Genomic DNA, 16,560 nt, shown 5'->3' with positions numbered 1-16,560 from the left:
TTTAACGTTTCCACCTTTCAAGGGATTCCAGCTTGGCTAAAGCCTGTCGAAGTGCGAGTATGAGCTCGTCGATATCCTGTTCCGTATGTTCATCACCAAAGCTGATACGAATGCCGCCGGCTGCTTCTGCCTCATTGCGGCCCATCGCCAGCAGTACCCGGCTGGGCTCGGCTAATTTTGAAGAGCAAGCCGATTTGGTGGACACTGCCACACCCAATTGCTCCAGCGTATGCAGCAGTACCTCGGCCTTCATGCCCGGATACGAAAAGTGGACAATATGCGGCGCTTCTTTCCCACTGTTCAGCCGCAGTTGTGGGATTGTTTTCAATTCTGCGACCACCCGTTCTCTCCACTCGATCATGCGCCGTGCAGTCTCTGCTTGTCGTTCGCCCGCCAGCCGTACCGCCTTGGACATACCGACAAGCAGTGGTACATTTTCGGTACCCGCACGAACCCCTTGCTCCTGAGAGCCGCCACTAAGCAGTGGGAAAAGCTCTACACCTTCTCGAACGAATAGCAACCCCACACCTTTGGGTCCACGTAGCTTATGCGCTGAAAGGCTATACAGATCAGCCTGCCACCCCCGGATATCAACCGGCAACTTTCCAAACCCCTGTACACCGTCAATATGAAATAGGACTCGGGGGAACCGCTTTTTCAGCGCAGCTCCGATATCATGTAGTGGTTGCACTCTTCCCGTCTCATTATTGACATGCATGATACTAACTAAAATCGTATCTTTACGAACAGCTGCACAAACCTGTTCGGCAGTCACATGACCTTCCTCATCCACAGGTAAAAAAGTAACCTCAAAACCCAAATTTGTTAGCTGTTTGCATGCTTCATACACAGACGGATGCTCTGTCGATACAGTAACGATATGTTTGCCTCTGGTCTGATACTGCAAAGCTGCTCCCTTAACGGCAAGATTATTACTTTCCGTTGCCCCGGATGTGAAGACAATCTCCGAAGGAGATACTCCCAAAGCTGCAGCGCATACTTCGCGCGAGCGCTTAATCAACTTATCCGCGTCCTCTCCATACCGATGCATGGAAGATGGATTGCCATAATGGCGTCTCATTACCTCGGCAACGGTTGTAATCACCTCTTCAAAAGGCGGAGTTGTCGCGGCATAATCAAAATATTTCATCAAACTCCCCTTTCTGCCCCACAACTGCTACAACAAAAAAAGACCAAAACAGGGAAAGGCCGCTTCATTACAGCGACACCCTTTCCCCATATTGATCCTGTCTGCGGACCTAATCGAATTGAAATTACGCACTTTTATGCTATAAGCTATAGGGCTTAGATGGTATATTTTTCACGTGCATTCTGAATTTTGGAAATATATCTTTGCGTTTCTACCGGAAGCTTGTCCAGTACAGACATCAACTGCTCATCACTACTTACGCCAAGCCGCTGCACCCGTCCGGGACCTGCATTGTACGCAGCCAGCGCCATATTTTCCTGTCCGTTAAAACGTTTGATCTGGTAAGATAAATAGCGTACGCCAGCATCAATATTTTGTGCAGGATCATAGGGGTCACTAACTCCCAGACCTTGAGCTGTAGCATCCATCAACTGCATAAGTCCTTTGGCTCCGGCCGAAGAAGTAACCGATGGATTAAATGAAGATTCCGTATCAATAACTGCTTTAATCAAAGCTACCGGAACGCCATATTTCTGACTTGCCTCATTAATCAAACTATCATACGCTGTAGCTTTTGTAGGTCCGTCCGTTGCCGCATTGGAAGAAGCAGGATAGACTTCCAGTGGCGAAGCCGTTCCCCTCGAAGGTCCCAGTTGAAGCCAGAGCAAGCCGTTTTCATCTCTGGTAACATCGCCTGAATTTTCTTGGGTGACAGCATCATCTGTTTCCAGCTGACCTACTTGTTCCAGCAATCCAGAAAAAGCATCCGCTGTACCCGTCTGGGTCGTAGCACTCATATTATTTAACAGCTGCATGTCTAACATAGATTTGGACACGCGCGGATCAATTTGCATGTGGTGTTCCCAACTTTCTATAGTTGTTATATCCCAAATAGCTTGTCGTTATTGCTATGATACAACTTTTTACTATGTACTTCCATACTTTTTAATGAAAAAAAGCTCCGTTTCTGTCGAAAAGACAGCGGAGCTAAGATATCGGAACCTTTAACCAACAGGGTTAGCGCACAAACGGGATAAAAGCAAAATAACTCAAGGTTGCCAATGCGCCAAGACCAATCGACCAAATACCAGTTGTTTTACTGCCATTTACATAAGCAAAAAATCCTAAAACTGCCGCAATGGGTCCCAGCACAATAGACCACATAAATAATGATGCGATACCAGCAGCCAGCCCAATATAGCCGGAAATACGACCACTATTGTTTATAACCTGCTCTTCACCCTTGTTCTCATGTTTGGTCACAACTGGCGAGCCAGGAGCAACCTCTGCGGCATATTCCTCACGATGATGGCGGCGCTTGGCAGAGCGCTCCTGAACGTGACGAGGATAATCTACACGTTCACGGCTAACATGCTCTTCATTCTTATGCTTATCGTTTTCATGATCTTCCATAATTCCTGCACCTCCAAATGGAAATGAATCGCGTAATAAATCTACAGAGACTTCGGCTTAAAGGTGTGGCAACAGGTTGCAGCAGACGTTGCAGCCTTATCACGTTCTTCTGAACTAAAGCTTTCCCCCGCATATTCTTCTTTAAATTTTTTCCCGGCATGACCATCTACTTCAATCATGATCAAATCTGCCTTGCAAAAGTTGTTTTCTCCCCAATAATGGCAATTGGCTACACTGCACTTTACGATTGGCTTGGCCTCTTGGCTCATGATCATCACCTCGGATTCATTGTCCCCCCGCTCGTCTGCACCTATGCGTCCATGGCATATGGCAGTTGGTGACATACGAAAAAAGCCGCTTCCCTTCGTCTCCTCCAAACTGGCAGGAAACAAGTAGAAAACGGCTTGCTTGTCTTGTTTTAGTTTTTGATTAGAAATGAATTTCTGGATTGAATGCTTTAGGCATGAGTACGACGAGTCTGCATCCGGCGCTGTGTCAAATAATCACTTTCATAATAAGTCAGATCATCACGCAATTCTTCAAAATTTTTCGTAATGTCCATGATCACTTCGCGTGCGGCTGGCACAGGCGTTTTACGGAAGCGGATAGCATCTTGTCCCGTATAAGCATAGCGTCCGTCCTCTGCGTAAGATTCATTTTTGGGATAAAAAAAGCTGTTCACGCAGTCATGGTATACGTTATACAATGCCTTTTCCGCAAAATCGACGTCAAAGTTGGCACGGCGCAAAGCCACACCCAGCTTTTCATAGGATACTTCGGAAAAAACAAGGACATGGCGGAGATCCGACAAAAAACCTTTGTAAAAAAGTACGGACTCCTCATTGCCATCCACAGCCAGTTGCGGCAGAGCATGCTCATTGAGAAATGTTTCCACACGTTTTACGGCAGTTTTCAGTCTCTCCTGCGCTGACTCACATAATTTTTGTACGTTGACTGCTGACATCAAGGCAGCTCCCCCTTATTTGTTGCTTGTTCATCAATTTGGTTACCCGAAAATAGTCCCTTCTAACCGAAAGAGCTGTAATTTTCAGTATTTATCCTACCACAAATAAGCATTGAAAGGTATAAAAACATGCCAACCTCCTCACGCTAAACCATAAATTTATGAATACTTAAGGAGGACGGTTCATGTCTCGGCGAAAATGGTTAAAACCCCTGCTTGGAGCAGCTGCCGGGGTGCTTCTGATCACACTGATGCTGCCTTCACGCGATCACCGCCACACACCACAGCCCGAATATACGACCAAGATGGTACCACAGCAGGAGAAGCAGCTTAAAAAAGGAATGTTGGCTTTGGACCTGTCCGCTACAGATACCCTCACACGGATGGACGCAAGACAGGATATTCAATACGTAATGCGGGAGCTGAATGGTAAAACTGCCGATCAGAAAAGACAGTTCACCCACACATTGCAGCAATCACACAGTCATCTTCATACGCTCGAGTGGATTCACATTAGGGACGGAAAGACTAACACCTATACAGGTAGCAAAGCACAGACAAGTCTGCTAAGCCATCCTCAAATTCAAAGCAGCTTGGCTGCAGCTCGTCGTTCTGTCACGCAAAATAAATCCTATGAATCGACTGCTTTTCAGGTTGAAGGCGGTAAATATTTCGTCATGGCTGAACCATCGGCTGACGGAACATGCGGCGTTGCTGCTCTAGTCAGTCAGCAAGTATTGCGAGACGTGGAGAAGCACCAGCGCAAAAATTTGCGTTTAATTCCCTATCCAAAAGAAGGTAGCTACAAAATCGAATCCGTACATCCCGACACATTGCACGATATCACGGTCAAAACGGGACACGACAACGAAAATGCAAGCCATTATTTTGAAAACGAAATTGTCGTTCGCTTCCGTCACAATCCTGATTCACGACAACTGCAGGAAATTGCAGCAGACTTACACTGTGAGCCAGGTCGCAAGCTTGGTTATACTTATGTATTTCATTCGGATAAGATGAACTTTAAAGAGCTAAAGCAATACTTTTCACGAAAGTGGAATCCACTTTATGCTGAGCCTCACTATATGTATCTGACTAATGAGAAAGCACCTATCAAAGCGGACAGCTCTATTCCTAATGATCTGCTTTTTTCTCGCTATCAATGGAACCTGCCTGCTACCGAAACCAACAGAGGTTGGAAACTAAGCAAAGGCAGCAAGGATGTAATTGTCGCGGTTGTAGATACGGGAGTCGATTTGGATCACCCTGATCTAAAAGGCCAAATTCTTTCTGGGCATAACGTGGTAAACCCGTCCGAAAAGCCTTATGATGACGTCGGTCACGGAACGCATGTCGCGGGCATCATTTCTGCGCTCGTAAATAATGGTGAGGGAGTCGCCGGTATGACGTGGTACAACAAGGTCATGCCGATCAAGGTACTTGACCAATCTGGCTCCGGTACGACTTACTCGGTTGCAGAAGGTATTATATGGGCAGCTGATCACGGGGCCAAGGTCATCAATTTGAGTCTCGGCAACTATGCACAAGCTTCATTTTTGCATGATGCAATCAAATACGCTTATGACAAAGATGTTGTATTAGTTGCAGCCACAGGCAATGATAATACGGAGCGACCTGGTTATCCAGCAGCATACCCTGAAGTATTTGCCGTTTCTGCTACAGATTCTTCTATGCACCGCGCATCCTTTTCTAACTACGGCGATTACGTGGACGTCATGGCTCCAGGTGCAAGTATTGCCAGTACGTATCCAGGTAATCAATATGCTGCGCTGTCGGGTACTTCAATGGCCAGTCCACATGTATCAGCGCTAGCTGCCCTGATTCGATCCATTAACCCTGATCTAACCAATAAAGAGGTAATGGATTTAATGAGAGACAGCGTAATTGATTTGGGCACACCAGGGCATGACAAATATTTTGGGTATGGTCAAATCGACGTGTATAAAGCATTGAAAGCAGCACAACGTCCGTATGTTCCCCTGCAATTCTATCCACAGCATTTCAGTGACAAGTTAAAATCCCTATTGAGGAAACTGGAAGCCTAGGATACCCCAGAAAAAGCAGCCATGTTGCTCCATGGCTGCCTTTTTAGGCTTTCTTAACGCTTGGAACTGGTACGGACAGGCCGCTTTCCATGACTGCGAGTATGACAGCATGGGTCACCAGGATCCTTGACAACCACCGGAAATACGTGGTGGGGCACAGGTATAACATGCGCCTGATTGATAATTTCAATCGGATGAACAACAGGCACCACCTGTGGGTAAAATTGATGATTTACAAATTGGATCGGCGGGCACACAACCGGGTCGTAATGGCAATGACTCATAATGTGCAACTCCTTTCGGTGAATTAGTACAGCATATTAAGAAGGCGTATGCTGTGCTTGGATGTTTACCCCCTAATACATTTATCCCTTATAAAATAGGCTTTCGTTCCACAATGACCGAATGATCAAGAATTTCGCCCAACATACGACATAGCTTGCGCAGACCTGATTTAAGTGTTTCCTTGTCCGCATACGAAAAAGAAATACGGATATGATTACTATCCATACCACCTGCATAGCACACCGCACCAGGCAAAAAGGAAATGCCTTCACGGTCAGCTACCCGCTCCAATTCTGAAATATCCACCATAGAGGGAAGTTTAATCCATAGATTGAGACCACCTTCAGGAGCATACCAGGCAACCTCTGGCGGAGCATAGCGCTGGAGCGTATTCAATGCGACAGTTAGACGATCACGAATTTGTTCTCGCAATGAAACAAAATGCTGATCAAGTCGATTTCTGATAAAGGGTAGCAGTGCTTTTTGCGTTAATAGAGGGCTTCCCAAATCCGTAGTTGACTTGGCAGCCACTAAACGATCCATTACGCTCCCAGTTGCCGCTACACAAGCTATACGGCAACCGGGAGCAACAGTTTTACTGAAGCTTTTGATATAGACAACATGCCCGGATTGATCATGCGCCTTGATAGAGAGTGGCGGTTTAGTTTTGTAATAGAGATCGGAAAATGGATCATCCTCAACAATGAGACAGTGATAACTTTGAGCCAGATCCAGTAATTGCGTGCGTCTGGCCACCGTCAAAGTTACGCCAGTAGGATTGTGGAAGGTAGGTATCGTATAGATCAATTTTGGGGGATGGGTATCACAGAGACGTGTCAAAATATCAATCCGCATCCCCTGCTCGTCCATCGGAATCATAATTACTTTGGCACCACGACTAGTGAACACATCAATGGCCCCAGTATAGGTAGGAGCTTCCATGTAGACCACATCTCCCGGGCCAACAAACGTACGCGCCACTAGGTCAATCCCCTGTTGAGCTCCGCTGGTCACAAGCAGTTGCTCTGCCACTGTAGGTATACCACGTTCACTCAAGTGGTCTGCAAACACTTCTCTTAGTTCTAAATCACCTTCAAAAGTCCCATATGCAGCCATTACATCGGAATTTTCAGAGGATAAACGTTGAGTATCTGCTATGATTTCGCGCGTGGGAAGAAGCTCCGGTTGTATTGCGGCTATATGAAAAGAATAGGTAGCCTTTCGGCTGTGGTTAAAGTTTCTCCATAATTGTGCGCGCGGCAAATAATCGATGAGCGACATCTGCCAAGACAAATCCTGCGCCCCCTCACGATAAATCGGGACTGAAGCTTCCGCCACATAGCAACCTTTTCCCTGTGTGCACGTAACCAAATTCATGGACTCTAGCTCGGCATACGCCTTGCTTACAGTTACAGGACTCACCGCAAGCAGACTGGACAGATGACGGATAGAGGGAAGCTTCGTACCCTGAGGTAGTAGCCCTGACTGAATGCGATCCGCTAATGTTTTGGTAATCTGTAAATATAATTTGACACTGCTGTTGCGGCTGAGATCAATATGCATCGGAACCCTTCCCTCCAAAAATCAACTGTTACATTTAGACGTTTACTGTTATACTTCATTATCGATATAATACAACAAATTTCTTAGCACAGTATAGAACACAGGAGATGATTGGATTGGAATACAAATTTTCGGGTATGGCTCGTACTCAGGGCTCGTCCATGGTAAGGGACATTTTGAAGCTGACACAGGGAACAGATGTATTATCTCTCGCAGGTGGCCTTCCGGCCGATGCCTTCTTTCCCGTCGAAGCGGTTGCTAAAGCCTATGAGCGGGTATTCCGCCTCGGCGGTACTACCGCACTTCAATACGGCCTAACCGAGGGATACATTCCTCTACGGGAACGTCTGGCAGCAATCATGTCATCCCAAGGCATCTCCGTCACCAGAGATAACATCCTCATGACAACAGGCTCGCAGCAGACCATTGATCTAGTTTCACGTGTGTTGCTTGATCCGCAGGATACTGTATTGGTGGAGTCCCCTACTTATTTGGCTGCTCTCCAGGTATTCAATTCCTATGGCGCTAACATTGTAAGTGTAAATACAGACGCTAACGGTATGCAATTAGATGATCTTGAGTCCAAGATCAAACAGCATCAGCCAAAATTTGTGTATGTCATCCCTACCTTCTCCAACCCAGCAGGAAGTGTATGGAGTATGGAACGCAGAACAGGCGTTGTTGAGCTATGCCGTAAATACGGAACTTTAATTTTTGAAGACGATCCTTACGGGCGACTCAAATTTGATGAGAACCTTAACTTCCCATCCCTATTTTCTATTGATCAACAGCTAGGTGGCGACGGTCATGTAATGTATACTTCTACATTCTCTAAAACTGTCGCTCCAGGTGTTCGCTCTGGATGGTTGGTAGCTGATCAAGCGATCGTCGTTAAGACCGCGAATGCCAAACAATCTGCTGATTTGCACTCCAGCAGTATTGACCAGCGTGCTTTGAATGAACTGTTGGACTTCTTTGATTTGGAGGGACATATACGTACCGTGTCCGCTGAGTATCACACTCGTATGCTGCGTCTTACATCGTTAATGAAAGAACGCCAATGGGAAGGAATCACTTGGAATGATGCACTTGGTGGCATGTTTATGTGGGTTACCTTACCTGAAGGCTTCCGTTCTGAGCAGTTGCTGCAACTCGCGATTCAGGAAGGAGTCGCATTTGTGCCTGGACAAGTTTTCTATGCTGACCTAAGCGGCAGCAACCATATGCGAATCAACTTCACGCATACCGATCCAAGCCTGCTTCCAAAAGCAGTTGACCGATTGGATCGGGCGTTGAAGATGTATATGGAGGAAAATGTAGTAAGAAACGCGCGTTAATAGAGTGCTGATTGCAAGTCTCATCCTCGCACGTTTATACGACACAGGATTTGTAAGTCAAAAAAAACAGAATGAAGCCTCCAGTGCTATGCTGGGGGCTTTATTCTATAAATGTACGGATTTTGCGCAATCCGGCTGTACATTAAAAAGGGTGCTTCATCATTCCCACAGGAATATGACGCACCCTTTTTAATGCAATAAATACATTTGGATTAAAGATTTCTCATGCAAACAGGTCATTCATTAATAAAATAGATTCATACATTTTAAGGTGTTGCAGTGGGGAAAGTTTTCCGTAAGCCGGGTTCTGTGCTATTCGTGGTACAGACGGGAACTACCCTCCCACTAAAAGCGACAATCATCTATCTAGGCCGAACATTGCTATCCAGCTCCAGCGACCAACCTAGACACGCCTCGGGCTAAGGCTGCTTCGCGAAGAAGCTGTGTCCCTTTAGGTCTTGCTCCAGATGGGGTTTACCAGGAACGAAGTCACCAGCGTTCCTCGGGGTCTCTTACACCTCGGTTCCATCCTTGCCTGTGCCGCAAGCGGCCATCGGCGGTCCATTTCTGTGGCACTATCCTTCAACTCGCGCTGACTGGACGTTATCCAGCATCCTGCCCTATGGAGCCCGGACTTTCCTCTCGTGGCTTACGCCACCAGCGATTGTCTGTTAAACTTTCCGAACAACATTACATAGTATACAGGGAACGCGTGCATGATACAACCCTGAAAATATTGTAAATTATAGAGCACTCTTTTTACTTGCTCAAATAAAACGGATGTACCTTTCTCTGTAATGAATCATCTGCCACGTAATAAGCAGACCTTCCCACGTATAACGGAATTGAAAGCTTACTAAAATCAGGAACGTCCTCATCTAGGAATAGTTCATCATCCCGGTAGGTCTGCTGTATTTCGCCGACAATCCAGTCATGATCTCCGTAGGTATGAATATCCACTACTTTACACTCATAAGCGAGATACGCTTCCAGCAATATAGGCACATCCACTGAAATTCCGTCTTCATATGCAATCCCAAACTGCTGAAACTTATCTACATCTCTACCACTAAAGGTACCTACAGCCTGAATCCATTCCGATCTGTGCGCAGGCAGAAACTGAACACCAAAGCCTCCGCTTTTCTTAATCAGTCCGTAAGAATACGTTTCCTTCCTCAATGAAATGCCATACATGCCCGGTGATGATCCGATATATGTATGCCAGCCTGAGGCCATTACATTATTTACTCTCTCATAACGGGAAGTAACAATTGCAACCATGCCTGGATAGGCATGAATCGCAGAATCGGCTATCATCGTTCGCATACAACCTCTCCCTACGAAAAAATGTAATAGTACGCCTTTATTTTCTCATAGATGTGAAGGTTTTACAAAAATTGAAAAGGATCGGTGTCTACTTCAGATACATATACTTCCGTTGAGTATCGACCTTCTGCCAAGCGTTTGCGCATCCATTCTGCGGTTTTAGGCTTCATAATCTTTTCTGCGTTATGTCCAGGGTCAATAATAGCAATGCCGGCCATCAGGGCATCGTGAGCCGTGTGATAGTCGATATCCCCCGTCACTAATACGTCAGCGCCTTTAAAAAGCGACTTATTTACATAGCGACTGCCAGAGCCTCCAAGCACGGCTGCTTTTTTGATCCAACGGTCCAAGTCACCCACCACACGTACATGCTCAACGTTGAGACCGTTTTTAACAACATCTACAAACTCCCGCAACGTGCGGGCTTCCTTGAGCTTGCCCACTCGTCCCAATCCAAAGGTACGGCCTTTCAAATCCATAGAGTAAAGGTCATAAGCCACCTCTTCATAAGGATGAGCCTTCAGCATCGCTTGGACAACTTTATTGCGTACACCCTGCGGTACAATAGTCTCAATACGAACCTCTTCACTACGTTCCATTTTACCTGGCTCACCCAAAAACGGCTGTGTGCCTTTACCCGGTACAAAAGTTCCATAACCATCGATGTTAAAGCTGCAATGGCTGTAGTTACCGATATGTCCAGCTCCCGCATTCAGTACGGCATCCAGTACACGTTGATGATGTGTTTTGGGTACGAAAACGACAAGCTTAAATAATTGCTCGGTGTGAACATCCTCCAGCGTACCTTCACTTTGAATACCCAGTGCTTCTGCCATCCAATCATTCATGCCATCCTCTGCCGTATCCAGATTCGTATGACTGATGTAGACAGCAATATCATTCTTGATCAGCTTTTCATACAATCTGCCTGCAGGCTGGTCCGTGTTCAAAGCTTTAAGTGGGCGGAATATAATCGCATGATGCGCAATAATGAGATCAGCTTTTATGCGGATCGCCTCTTCAACAACCTCATCATTGACATCCAGGGCTACTAATATGCTTTTGATTTCCTTTTGCAGGCTACCCAGTTGAAGACCAATTTTATCGTCTGGAACTGCCAAGTATTTCGGAGCCAGCTGCTCCAGATAGCTAATTACTGTCTGTCCTTTGGCAAACATGCAAGTACCTCCTTCAGCTGTTCAATTTGCTTGCGCAATTGCTCCTGCTTATGCTGCGCGGATGCCTGATCTGACCGTGCCACTTGCGCCAGCACATCCTGAAGCTTGCGAATCTCCAAATGCCATTTAGAAAAAAAGATTTCATTGGGTGCTTTGACCAATAACGGTCCGAGTAGTATCAACAAATCCTCTGTCAGCACCAGCGAACTACTAGGAAGTTCCCACGGCCGATACAGCTCGTCCTGTTTCAGTGCGCTTTCGGAAGCAGGCACTGCTGTCAGAACTTCATATATTTTACCATCTTCTTCCATAATATGTTCGTTTATTAATACCCATTGATGCTTGATTAGCCAGCGTCGTAAAATATCCTCGCCTACGTTGGGCTGTAAAACAAGCTGTTTCACTGAATCAAGCTTGTCTTTCCCTTGCTCCAAAATGGAAGCGATCAAGGCACCACCCATGCCCGCTATCGTAATAACATCTACCTCATTGACCTTAACTACAGCCAAGCCATCCCCTTTTCTAACCGCAATGCGATCTGTAAGGCCTGCTTCAGCTACCTGCTTTTGAGCCGCACGCAATGGTCCATCGTTGACCTCACCCGCTACGGCTTGTGATACTCTGCCAGAGCGCACTGCAGCCACAGGGAGTAATCCGTGATCCGAGCCAATATCAGCCAGTCTGCTACCGGCAGGAATTTGTTCCAAAATATATTGTAATCGCTGAGAAAGTTTCATGACGTCACCCACGTAATCCATTTTTTTCGAGTCCAAAATAAAATCCCTACGACAAAAGCCAACTTCAGTATGCTAAAAAACATCACTTCCCCTGCTGCTTGATGGCGCAGGACGACCGTGTCTGCTTCCGCCATAAACACAAGGGTCAGTCCTATAGTAAAATAAACCAACGCGAGACGGGGAAAGCGGCGATGTACCCACCAGCTTAATCCAATCAACAATACTGCGTGTAAAATCCAAAATACCTCAAGCTTCACTAAAGTAGCTGTAGGCCAATAGCGGCCTATAAGCACCGCATACACTAAAAGCAGCCCAGCAAGACCACAGTAATGAAGCAAGCTAATGCGCAAAGTTAATCCTACGAGACACCATATCAAACCGCACAGGCCCACCAGCACTAGAAACCAAACCTTAGCTTCACCTTGATGAAGCTGAATGATCCATACACCTGAACCCAGCATAATTGCACTGCCTAAAGTGCTCAACATTGCACTCATACTCTTTTCGGAAGACCGCCAAACCGCGGCCATTCCATAGCAAATGGCAGTAACTGCACTTGCCGAGCATATTTGCATTGCCAACGGAAAAGCGGTAAAATAAAAACCGATCAAACAAATGCAGGAAATAATGACAAAACCAAGAAGCCAGGCGATCCCATGCCCGTGTCTAAGATATGTAAGCAGCCCAGTGTTGTTACGGTTCTGGCTTTGTGCCGGATTTTCATCGTCCCGATACAGGTTGGATAGAAAATCGCAATATTGCTCAGGGAGCAGTCGACTCTGCCGCCAATGCTCAATTTCATGTAACAGTATTGTCCGTTTTTTCTCCTGGTCCAAGCTTCTTCCCCTCCACCAAGGCTGCCATGAGATAAAAAAAGACCTTCTGCGCGCTTCAAGCCGCAGAAGGTCCGCAATGTTACGCTTCTATTCGAGGAAATCCTTCAGTCGCTTACTGCGGCTTGGATGGCGCAACTTACGCAGCGCTTTGGCCTCAATTTGACGAATACGTTCACGTGTAACACCGAACACTTTACCCACTTCTTCAAGAGTTCTGGTTCTTCCGTCGTCCAAACCAAAACGGAGACGCAAAACATTCTCTTCCCGTTCGGTCAACGTATCCAGTACATCCTCGAGTTGTTCCTTCAGAAGCTCATAGGCAGCTGCATCTGCAGGCGCCAATGCTTCCTGATCCTCAATGAAATCCCCCAGATGTGAGTCATCCTCTTCACCAATTGGTGTTTCCAATGAAACCGGTTCTTGGGCAATTTTCATGATTTCCCGTACTTTTTCCACGCTTAGCTCCATCTCGGCAGCCACTTCTTCCGGCGTAGGTTCGCGCCCCAGCTCTTGCAACAGTTGACGCGATACACGAATTAGCTTGTTGATCGTTTCCACCATATGCACCGGAATACGGATCGTTCTAGCCTGATCGGCAATTGCGCGTGTAATCGCCTGACGAATCCACCAGGTTGCGTACGTACTGAATTTAAAGCCTTTTTCGTAATCAAATTTTTCTACTGCCTTAATCAAACCCATATTACCTTCTTGAATTAGATCTAGGAAAAGCATGCCACGACCAACATAACGTTTGGCAATACTTACAACCAGGCGCAAGTTAGCTTCAGCCAACCGACGCTTAGCTTCTTCATCGCCATTATTGATCCGTTTGGCAAGCTCCACCTCATCATCAGCAGAAAGCAGCGGTACACGACCGATTTCCTTCAAGTACATCCGGACTGGGTCATTAATTTTAATACCGGGAGGCAGGCTCAGATCGTCATCGAAATTAAAATCATCCCCGTCATTGTTTTCCGGGTCGTCATTTTGACGCAATCTGGTAACTTCTTCGTCGTTGTCATTCACAACCTCAATCCCCAAGTCACCCAGCTGCTCATAAAACTCATCCATTTGCTCGGGGTCCTGATCAAACGGCGACAGTTTTTCCATGATATCTTTGTAGTTCAGAGAGGAACTTTTTTTACCCAACTCAATCAGTTGATCTTTGACCTGATCCAGTGTTAATTCCGTCTCCAGTTCAGTATGCTGATCATTCGCCATCTTTCGACTCCCTCCTCCTAGAAACATCCGACCTCTGTGTGTTCATTGTCTCTCTAGGGCTATAATCTCACTTGCAATTTGTGCTGCACGCAAAAAATCACCTAAGCGCTCAGCGGTTCTCATTTCTTCCCTTTTCAAATCCAGTTGCTCCTGCAATGGAAATTTTCGCACTTGACGAATATAATCATCCAAAATGTGCGGTGCCCATACGCCTGGAGCATCCATCATCATGATCGAACTTACGTTCTTCTCCAGTCGGTCGTCTTGCAAAGATGAAATAAAACGGCTTGTATCCGGTAACTTCCCTTGCGCGTAATAGGCATATAGATAAGCAGCAATTGCTGCATGATCCTCAATATTAAAGGCGTCCCCCAGATGCTTCTCTACATACTCTGCAGCTTCTAAATCCTGCATCATCCAGTGAAGCAGCCTACGTTCAGCCACATGGTAAGCCGGCAACAGATTGGGCGTAGAAACCTGCCCTTTTTTATGCCTACCATTATTCCACCCATTTTCGTTATTATCCCCAAAGTTCTGTTTTTTTTGCAGGGTTTGGCGGAGTAAATTGCATTCTTGCTTTAAGGTTTCAAAATCAACCTTGACTTCGGCTGAAACTTCGCGCAGATACACTTCCCGCTCAGTCGGGGATGACAGAGGTGCAATGACATTTAATGCTTCGCGGGAATACGCGATTCTTCCTTCTTCCTCTTGCAGTATATGGTTTTTTTTCAGATATATAAGCTTAAATTTCACCGTTGAAACAGCACTTTCGATAATTTGGCGCTGAAATCGTTCGGCGCCGTATTGCCGGATAAAATCATCCGGGTCCATACCGTCGCTGACCAACGCTACTTTTACGTGAAGTCCCGCATTTTCCAACAGCGGAAAATTTTTAAGCGCTGCCGCTTGTCCTGCCCGGTCACCATCATAACAAATAATAACCTCGTCGCACAGTCCCTTTAACATCGTAGCATGATGCTCCGTTAGAGCAGTCCCCATGGCGGCCACTCCATTTTGTACGCCAGCTTCCCATGCCGAGATCACATCGCCATAACCTTCAAAAAGAACACTTTGACGAAGCTTGCGAATTGAGGTTTTAGCATGATGGAGATTGTACAGCGTTCGGCTTTTGTTAAATAGCTTGGTCTCCGGTGAGTTCAAATACTTCGGCTGCCCCTCGCCAAGTATACGGCCCGCAAAGGCAATAACTTTTCCGTTTCGATTCCAAATGGGAAACATGATACGATCTCTGAATCGATCTACATATCCGTCACCCTCATGTCGGGGAGAAATAAGCCCTCCCTTCTCCATCTCGACAGGATCAAAAGAACGCTTCTCTAGAAACTGAACGATCGTATCCCATCGGTTGGGTGCATAGCCAATTTGGAATTGGTCAATGATCTTGTCACTGAATCCCCGTGAACGCAAATATTCCATGGCTGGTTTGCCGTGCTCCGTATTTTTAAGCAAAAAATGGTACATCTTAGATGTTAGTTCATACGCTTGCAACAGCCTGTCCAACTCAGGATGCTGATGCGATGAATCACGTCCCTGCCATTCGCCGAGCGGAATATGACTTTCTTCTGCCATTGTCCTGACAGCTTCGGGAAAGGATAGTCCTTCGATTTCCATCATGAACTTGATGGCATTGCCTCCCGCGCCGCAGCCGTAGCAGTAAAAAATCTGACGATCCGGTGTCACGGTGAATGAAGGGGTTTTTTCGGAATGAAAAGGACAGAGGCCTTTCATATATTTCCCCTGTTTGGTCAAATGCACGTACTTGCTTACCGTATCTACAATATCATGATGTTGTAAAACTGACTCGATGATATCGTCCGGTATGTTACCTTGTCCGGCACTCATATTAACCACCTTCATCTCTTTAGCACGTAAATATAATTCGATACCGTTATTCATTCTCCTGCAAGCGAAGTAAAAGTTTTGTCAGTTTATGTTGAAAAACTTCACGATCCTCTAATGTAAACGGTTTAGGACCTTTTCCATAACGTCCTTTTTTCCGTTCTTTGGCAGAAGTGTGGCGTCGGTCCAGCATGAAGTCTATCGAATCGTTTCGATACATCGTTCCGCGAAAAGACATCACTTCACACCCTTTTGCCAAGGCAAGTGCAGCAAGACCATAGTCGTTGGTTGTTACAATATCTCCGCGGCGGATATGATTGGCAATATAGAGATCGGCACTCTGATCGCTTCGGTCTACTTTAACAACGCTTACGCCTTTGCTGCCCTGAATGAGATGATCATATGAAGATACCATAATAACGTCAATATGAAAACGGGAAGCTGTCTCTGCTATTTCACTTTTAACCGGACAAGCGTCCCCGTCAACAACGATCCGTATATCCGGGAAATTTCCGGACCCTCCCATGAACATCCCCCATCTCGCATCCGCATTCGAGTAAAATACGGAACGGCTGCAAGATCACTCTTACACCGTTCCGTATATTTATACCCATTTTTTCAAGT

Annotated in this window: 16 protein-coding genes and 1 other RNA gene; 2 read left to right on the top strand and 15 right to left on the bottom strand. The window is 46.1% G+C overall.

Annotation, left to right across the window (positions count from 1 at the left end; translation table 11 throughout):
• Position 1: 1 nt before the first annotated feature.
• The 5 genes from HFE01_RS14050 to HFE01_RS14030 all read right to left on the bottom strand — a co-directional run bounded on the left by HFE01_RS14050 (position 2) and on the right by HFE01_RS14030 (position 3,527).
• Positions 2-1,150 (bottom strand): cysteine desulfurase family protein, encoded by a 1,149-nt coding sequence (locus tag HFE01_RS14050; protein WP_167438392.1) that lies wholly within the window; start codon positions 1,148-1,150, stop codon positions 2-4.
• Positions 1,151-1,305: 155 nt separating this feature from the next.
• The gene (locus HFE01_RS14045; protein ID WP_126666842.1) at positions 1,306-2,004 is read right to left on the bottom strand and encodes a lytic transglycosylase domain-containing protein; all 699 of its coding nucleotides are present in this window, start codon (positions 2,002-2,004) and stop codon (positions 1,306-1,308) included.
• 163 nt (positions 2,005-2,167) lie between these two features.
• Entirely contained in the window at positions 2,168-2,563 is a 396-nt protein-coding gene (locus HFE01_RS14040) for a hypothetical protein (protein WP_016821569.1), read from the bottom strand.
• A gap of 41 nt (positions 2,564-2,604) precedes the next feature.
• Complete coding sequence (locus HFE01_RS14035; protein WP_025365350.1) at positions 2,605-2,832, bottom strand: DUF1540 domain-containing protein; 228 nt, start codon at positions 2,830-2,832, stop codon at positions 2,605-2,607.
• Between the two features lie 188 nt (positions 2,833-3,020).
• On the bottom strand, positions 3,021-3,527 hold the full coding sequence (locus tag HFE01_RS14030; protein ID WP_016821571.1) for a YpuI family protein: 507 nt from the start codon (positions 3,525-3,527) through the stop codon (positions 3,021-3,023).
• A gap of 185 nt (positions 3,528-3,712) precedes the next feature.
• Between HFE01_RS14030 and HFE01_RS14025 the strand changes: the two genes are divergently transcribed.
• Positions 3,713-5,593 carry a S8 family peptidase gene (locus tag HFE01_RS14025; protein ID WP_167438393.1) on the top strand — a complete coding sequence of 627 codons (1,881 nt, stop codon included), beginning with the start codon at positions 3,713-3,715 and terminating at the stop codon, positions 5,591-5,593.
• A 53-nt stretch (positions 5,594-5,646) separates the two neighbouring features.
• On the opposite strand, the gene HFE01_RS14020 is transcribed toward HFE01_RS14025, so the two are convergent.
• Complete coding sequence (locus HFE01_RS14020; RefSeq protein ID WP_013372124.1) at positions 5,647-5,877, bottom strand: hypothetical protein; 231 nt, start codon at positions 5,875-5,877, stop codon at positions 5,647-5,649.
• Between the two features lie 88 nt (positions 5,878-5,965).
• A complete protein-coding gene (gene pdxR, locus HFE01_RS14015) occupies positions 5,966-7,441 on the bottom strand; it encodes a MocR-like pyridoxine biosynthesis transcription factor PdxR (RefSeq protein WP_167438394.1) in 1,476 nt (491 codons plus the stop codon).
• 116 nt (positions 7,442-7,557) lie between these two features.
• Here pdxR and HFE01_RS14010 point away from each other — a divergent pair, with 116 nt between their 5' ends.
• Entirely contained in the window at positions 7,558-8,778 is a 1,221-nt protein-coding gene (locus tag HFE01_RS14010; protein ID WP_016821574.1) for an aminotransferase-like domain-containing protein, read from the top strand.
• A gap of 281 nt (positions 8,779-9,059) precedes the next feature.
• Here the strand turns inward: HFE01_RS14010 and rnpB are convergent.
• The 8 genes from rnpB to HFE01_RS13970 form a co-directional block, all read right to left on the bottom strand.
• Positions 9,060-9,458: RNase P RNA component class A (gene rnpB, locus HFE01_RS14005), an RNA gene on the bottom strand.
• Positions 9,459-9,537: 79 nt separating this feature from the next.
• Complete coding sequence (locus tag HFE01_RS14000) at positions 9,538-10,104, bottom strand: flavin reductase family protein (protein ID WP_113049913.1); 567 nt, start codon at positions 10,102-10,104, stop codon at positions 9,538-9,540.
• A 62-nt stretch (positions 10,105-10,166) separates the two neighbouring features.
• Positions 10,167-11,282, bottom strand: a complete 1,116-nt coding sequence (locus HFE01_RS13995) for a Nif3-like dinuclear metal center hexameric protein (RefSeq protein WP_167438395.1) — start codon at positions 11,280-11,282, stop codon at positions 10,167-10,169.
• Entirely contained in the window at positions 11,258-12,019 is a 762-nt protein-coding gene (locus HFE01_RS13990) for a tRNA (adenine(22)-N(1))-methyltransferase (protein WP_167438396.1), read from the bottom strand. The genes HFE01_RS13995 and HFE01_RS13990 overlap by 25 nt, the downstream gene beginning before the upstream one ends.
• Positions 12,016-12,855: a hypothetical protein gene (locus HFE01_RS13985; RefSeq protein ID WP_167438397.1), complete on the bottom strand. Its 840-nt coding sequence runs from the start codon at positions 12,853-12,855 to the stop codon at positions 12,016-12,018. The genes HFE01_RS13990 and HFE01_RS13985 overlap by 4 nt, the downstream gene beginning before the upstream one ends.
• Positions 12,856-12,942: 87 nt before the next feature.
• Entirely contained in the window at positions 12,943-14,076 is a 1,134-nt protein-coding gene (gene rpoD, locus HFE01_RS13980; protein WP_007431230.1) for an RNA polymerase sigma factor RpoD, read from the bottom strand.
• Between the two features lie 42 nt (positions 14,077-14,118).
• Positions 14,119-15,993, bottom strand: coding sequence for a DNA primase (dnaG, locus tag HFE01_RS13975; RefSeq protein ID WP_017428152.1), 1,875 nt, complete (start codon positions 15,991-15,993; stop codon positions 14,119-14,121).
• On the bottom strand, positions 15,986-16,462 hold the full coding sequence (locus HFE01_RS13970) for a YaiI/YqxD family protein (protein WP_017428153.1): 477 nt from the start codon (positions 16,460-16,462) through the stop codon (positions 15,986-15,988). The genes dnaG and HFE01_RS13970 overlap by 8 nt, the downstream gene beginning before the upstream one ends.
• Positions 16,463-16,560: the final 98 nt, after the last annotated feature.

It is taken from the genome of Paenibacillus sp. EKM10P (genome assembly GCF_011800655.1).
GTDB lineage: Bacteria > Bacillota > Bacilli > Paenibacillales > Paenibacillaceae > Paenibacillus > Paenibacillus polymyxa.
This window is presented reverse-complemented; position numbering and strand designations above follow the sequence as displayed.

Coding starts and splice junctions, on each gene's coding strand:
- HFE01_RS14050 (WP_167438392.1), bottom strand. CDS start 1,150: ATGAAATATTTTGATTATGCCGCGACAACTCCGCCTTTTGAAGAGGTG.
- HFE01_RS14045 (WP_126666842.1), bottom strand. CDS start 2,004: ATGCAAATTGATCCGCGCGTGTCCAAATCTATGTTAGACATGCAGCTG.
- HFE01_RS14040 (WP_016821569.1), bottom strand. CDS start 2,563: ATGGAAGATCATGAAAACGATAAGCATAAGAATGAAGAGCATGTTAGC.
- HFE01_RS14035 (WP_025365350.1), bottom strand. CDS start 2,832: ATGAGCCAAGAGGCCAAGCCAATCGTAAAGTGCAGTGTAGCCAATTGC.
- HFE01_RS14030 (WP_016821571.1), bottom strand. CDS start 3,527: ATGTCAGCAGTCAACGTACAAAAATTATGTGAGTCAGCGCAGGAGAGA.
- HFE01_RS14025 (WP_167438393.1), top strand. CDS start 3,713: ATGTCTCGGCGAAAATGGTTAAAACCCCTGCTTGGAGCAGCTGCCGGG.
- HFE01_RS14020 (WP_013372124.1), bottom strand. CDS start 5,877: ATGAGTCATTGCCATTACGACCCGGTTGTGTGCCCGCCGATCCAATTT.
- pdxR (WP_167438394.1), bottom strand. CDS start 7,441: ATGCATATTGATCTCAGCCGCAACAGCAGTGTCAAATTATATTTACAG.
- HFE01_RS14000 (WP_113049913.1), bottom strand. CDS start 10,104: ATGCGAACGATGATAGCCGATTCTGCGATTCATGCCTATCCAGGCATG.
- HFE01_RS13995 (WP_167438395.1), bottom strand. CDS start 11,282: ATGTTTGCCAAAGGACAGACAGTAATTAGCTATCTGGAGCAGCTGGCT.
- HFE01_RS13990 (WP_167438396.1), bottom strand. CDS start 12,019: ATGAAACTTTCTCAGCGATTACAATATATTTTGGAACAAATTCCTGCC.
- rpoD (WP_007431230.1), bottom strand. CDS start 14,076: ATGGCGAATGATCAGCATACTGAACTGGAGACGGAATTAACACTGGAT.
- dnaG (WP_017428152.1), bottom strand. CDS start 15,993: ATGAATAACGGTATCGAATTATATTTACGTGCTAAAGAGATGAAGGTG.
- HFE01_RS13970 (WP_017428153.1), bottom strand. CDS start 16,462: ATGGGAGGGTCCGGAAATTTCCCGGATATACGGATCGTTGTTGACGGG.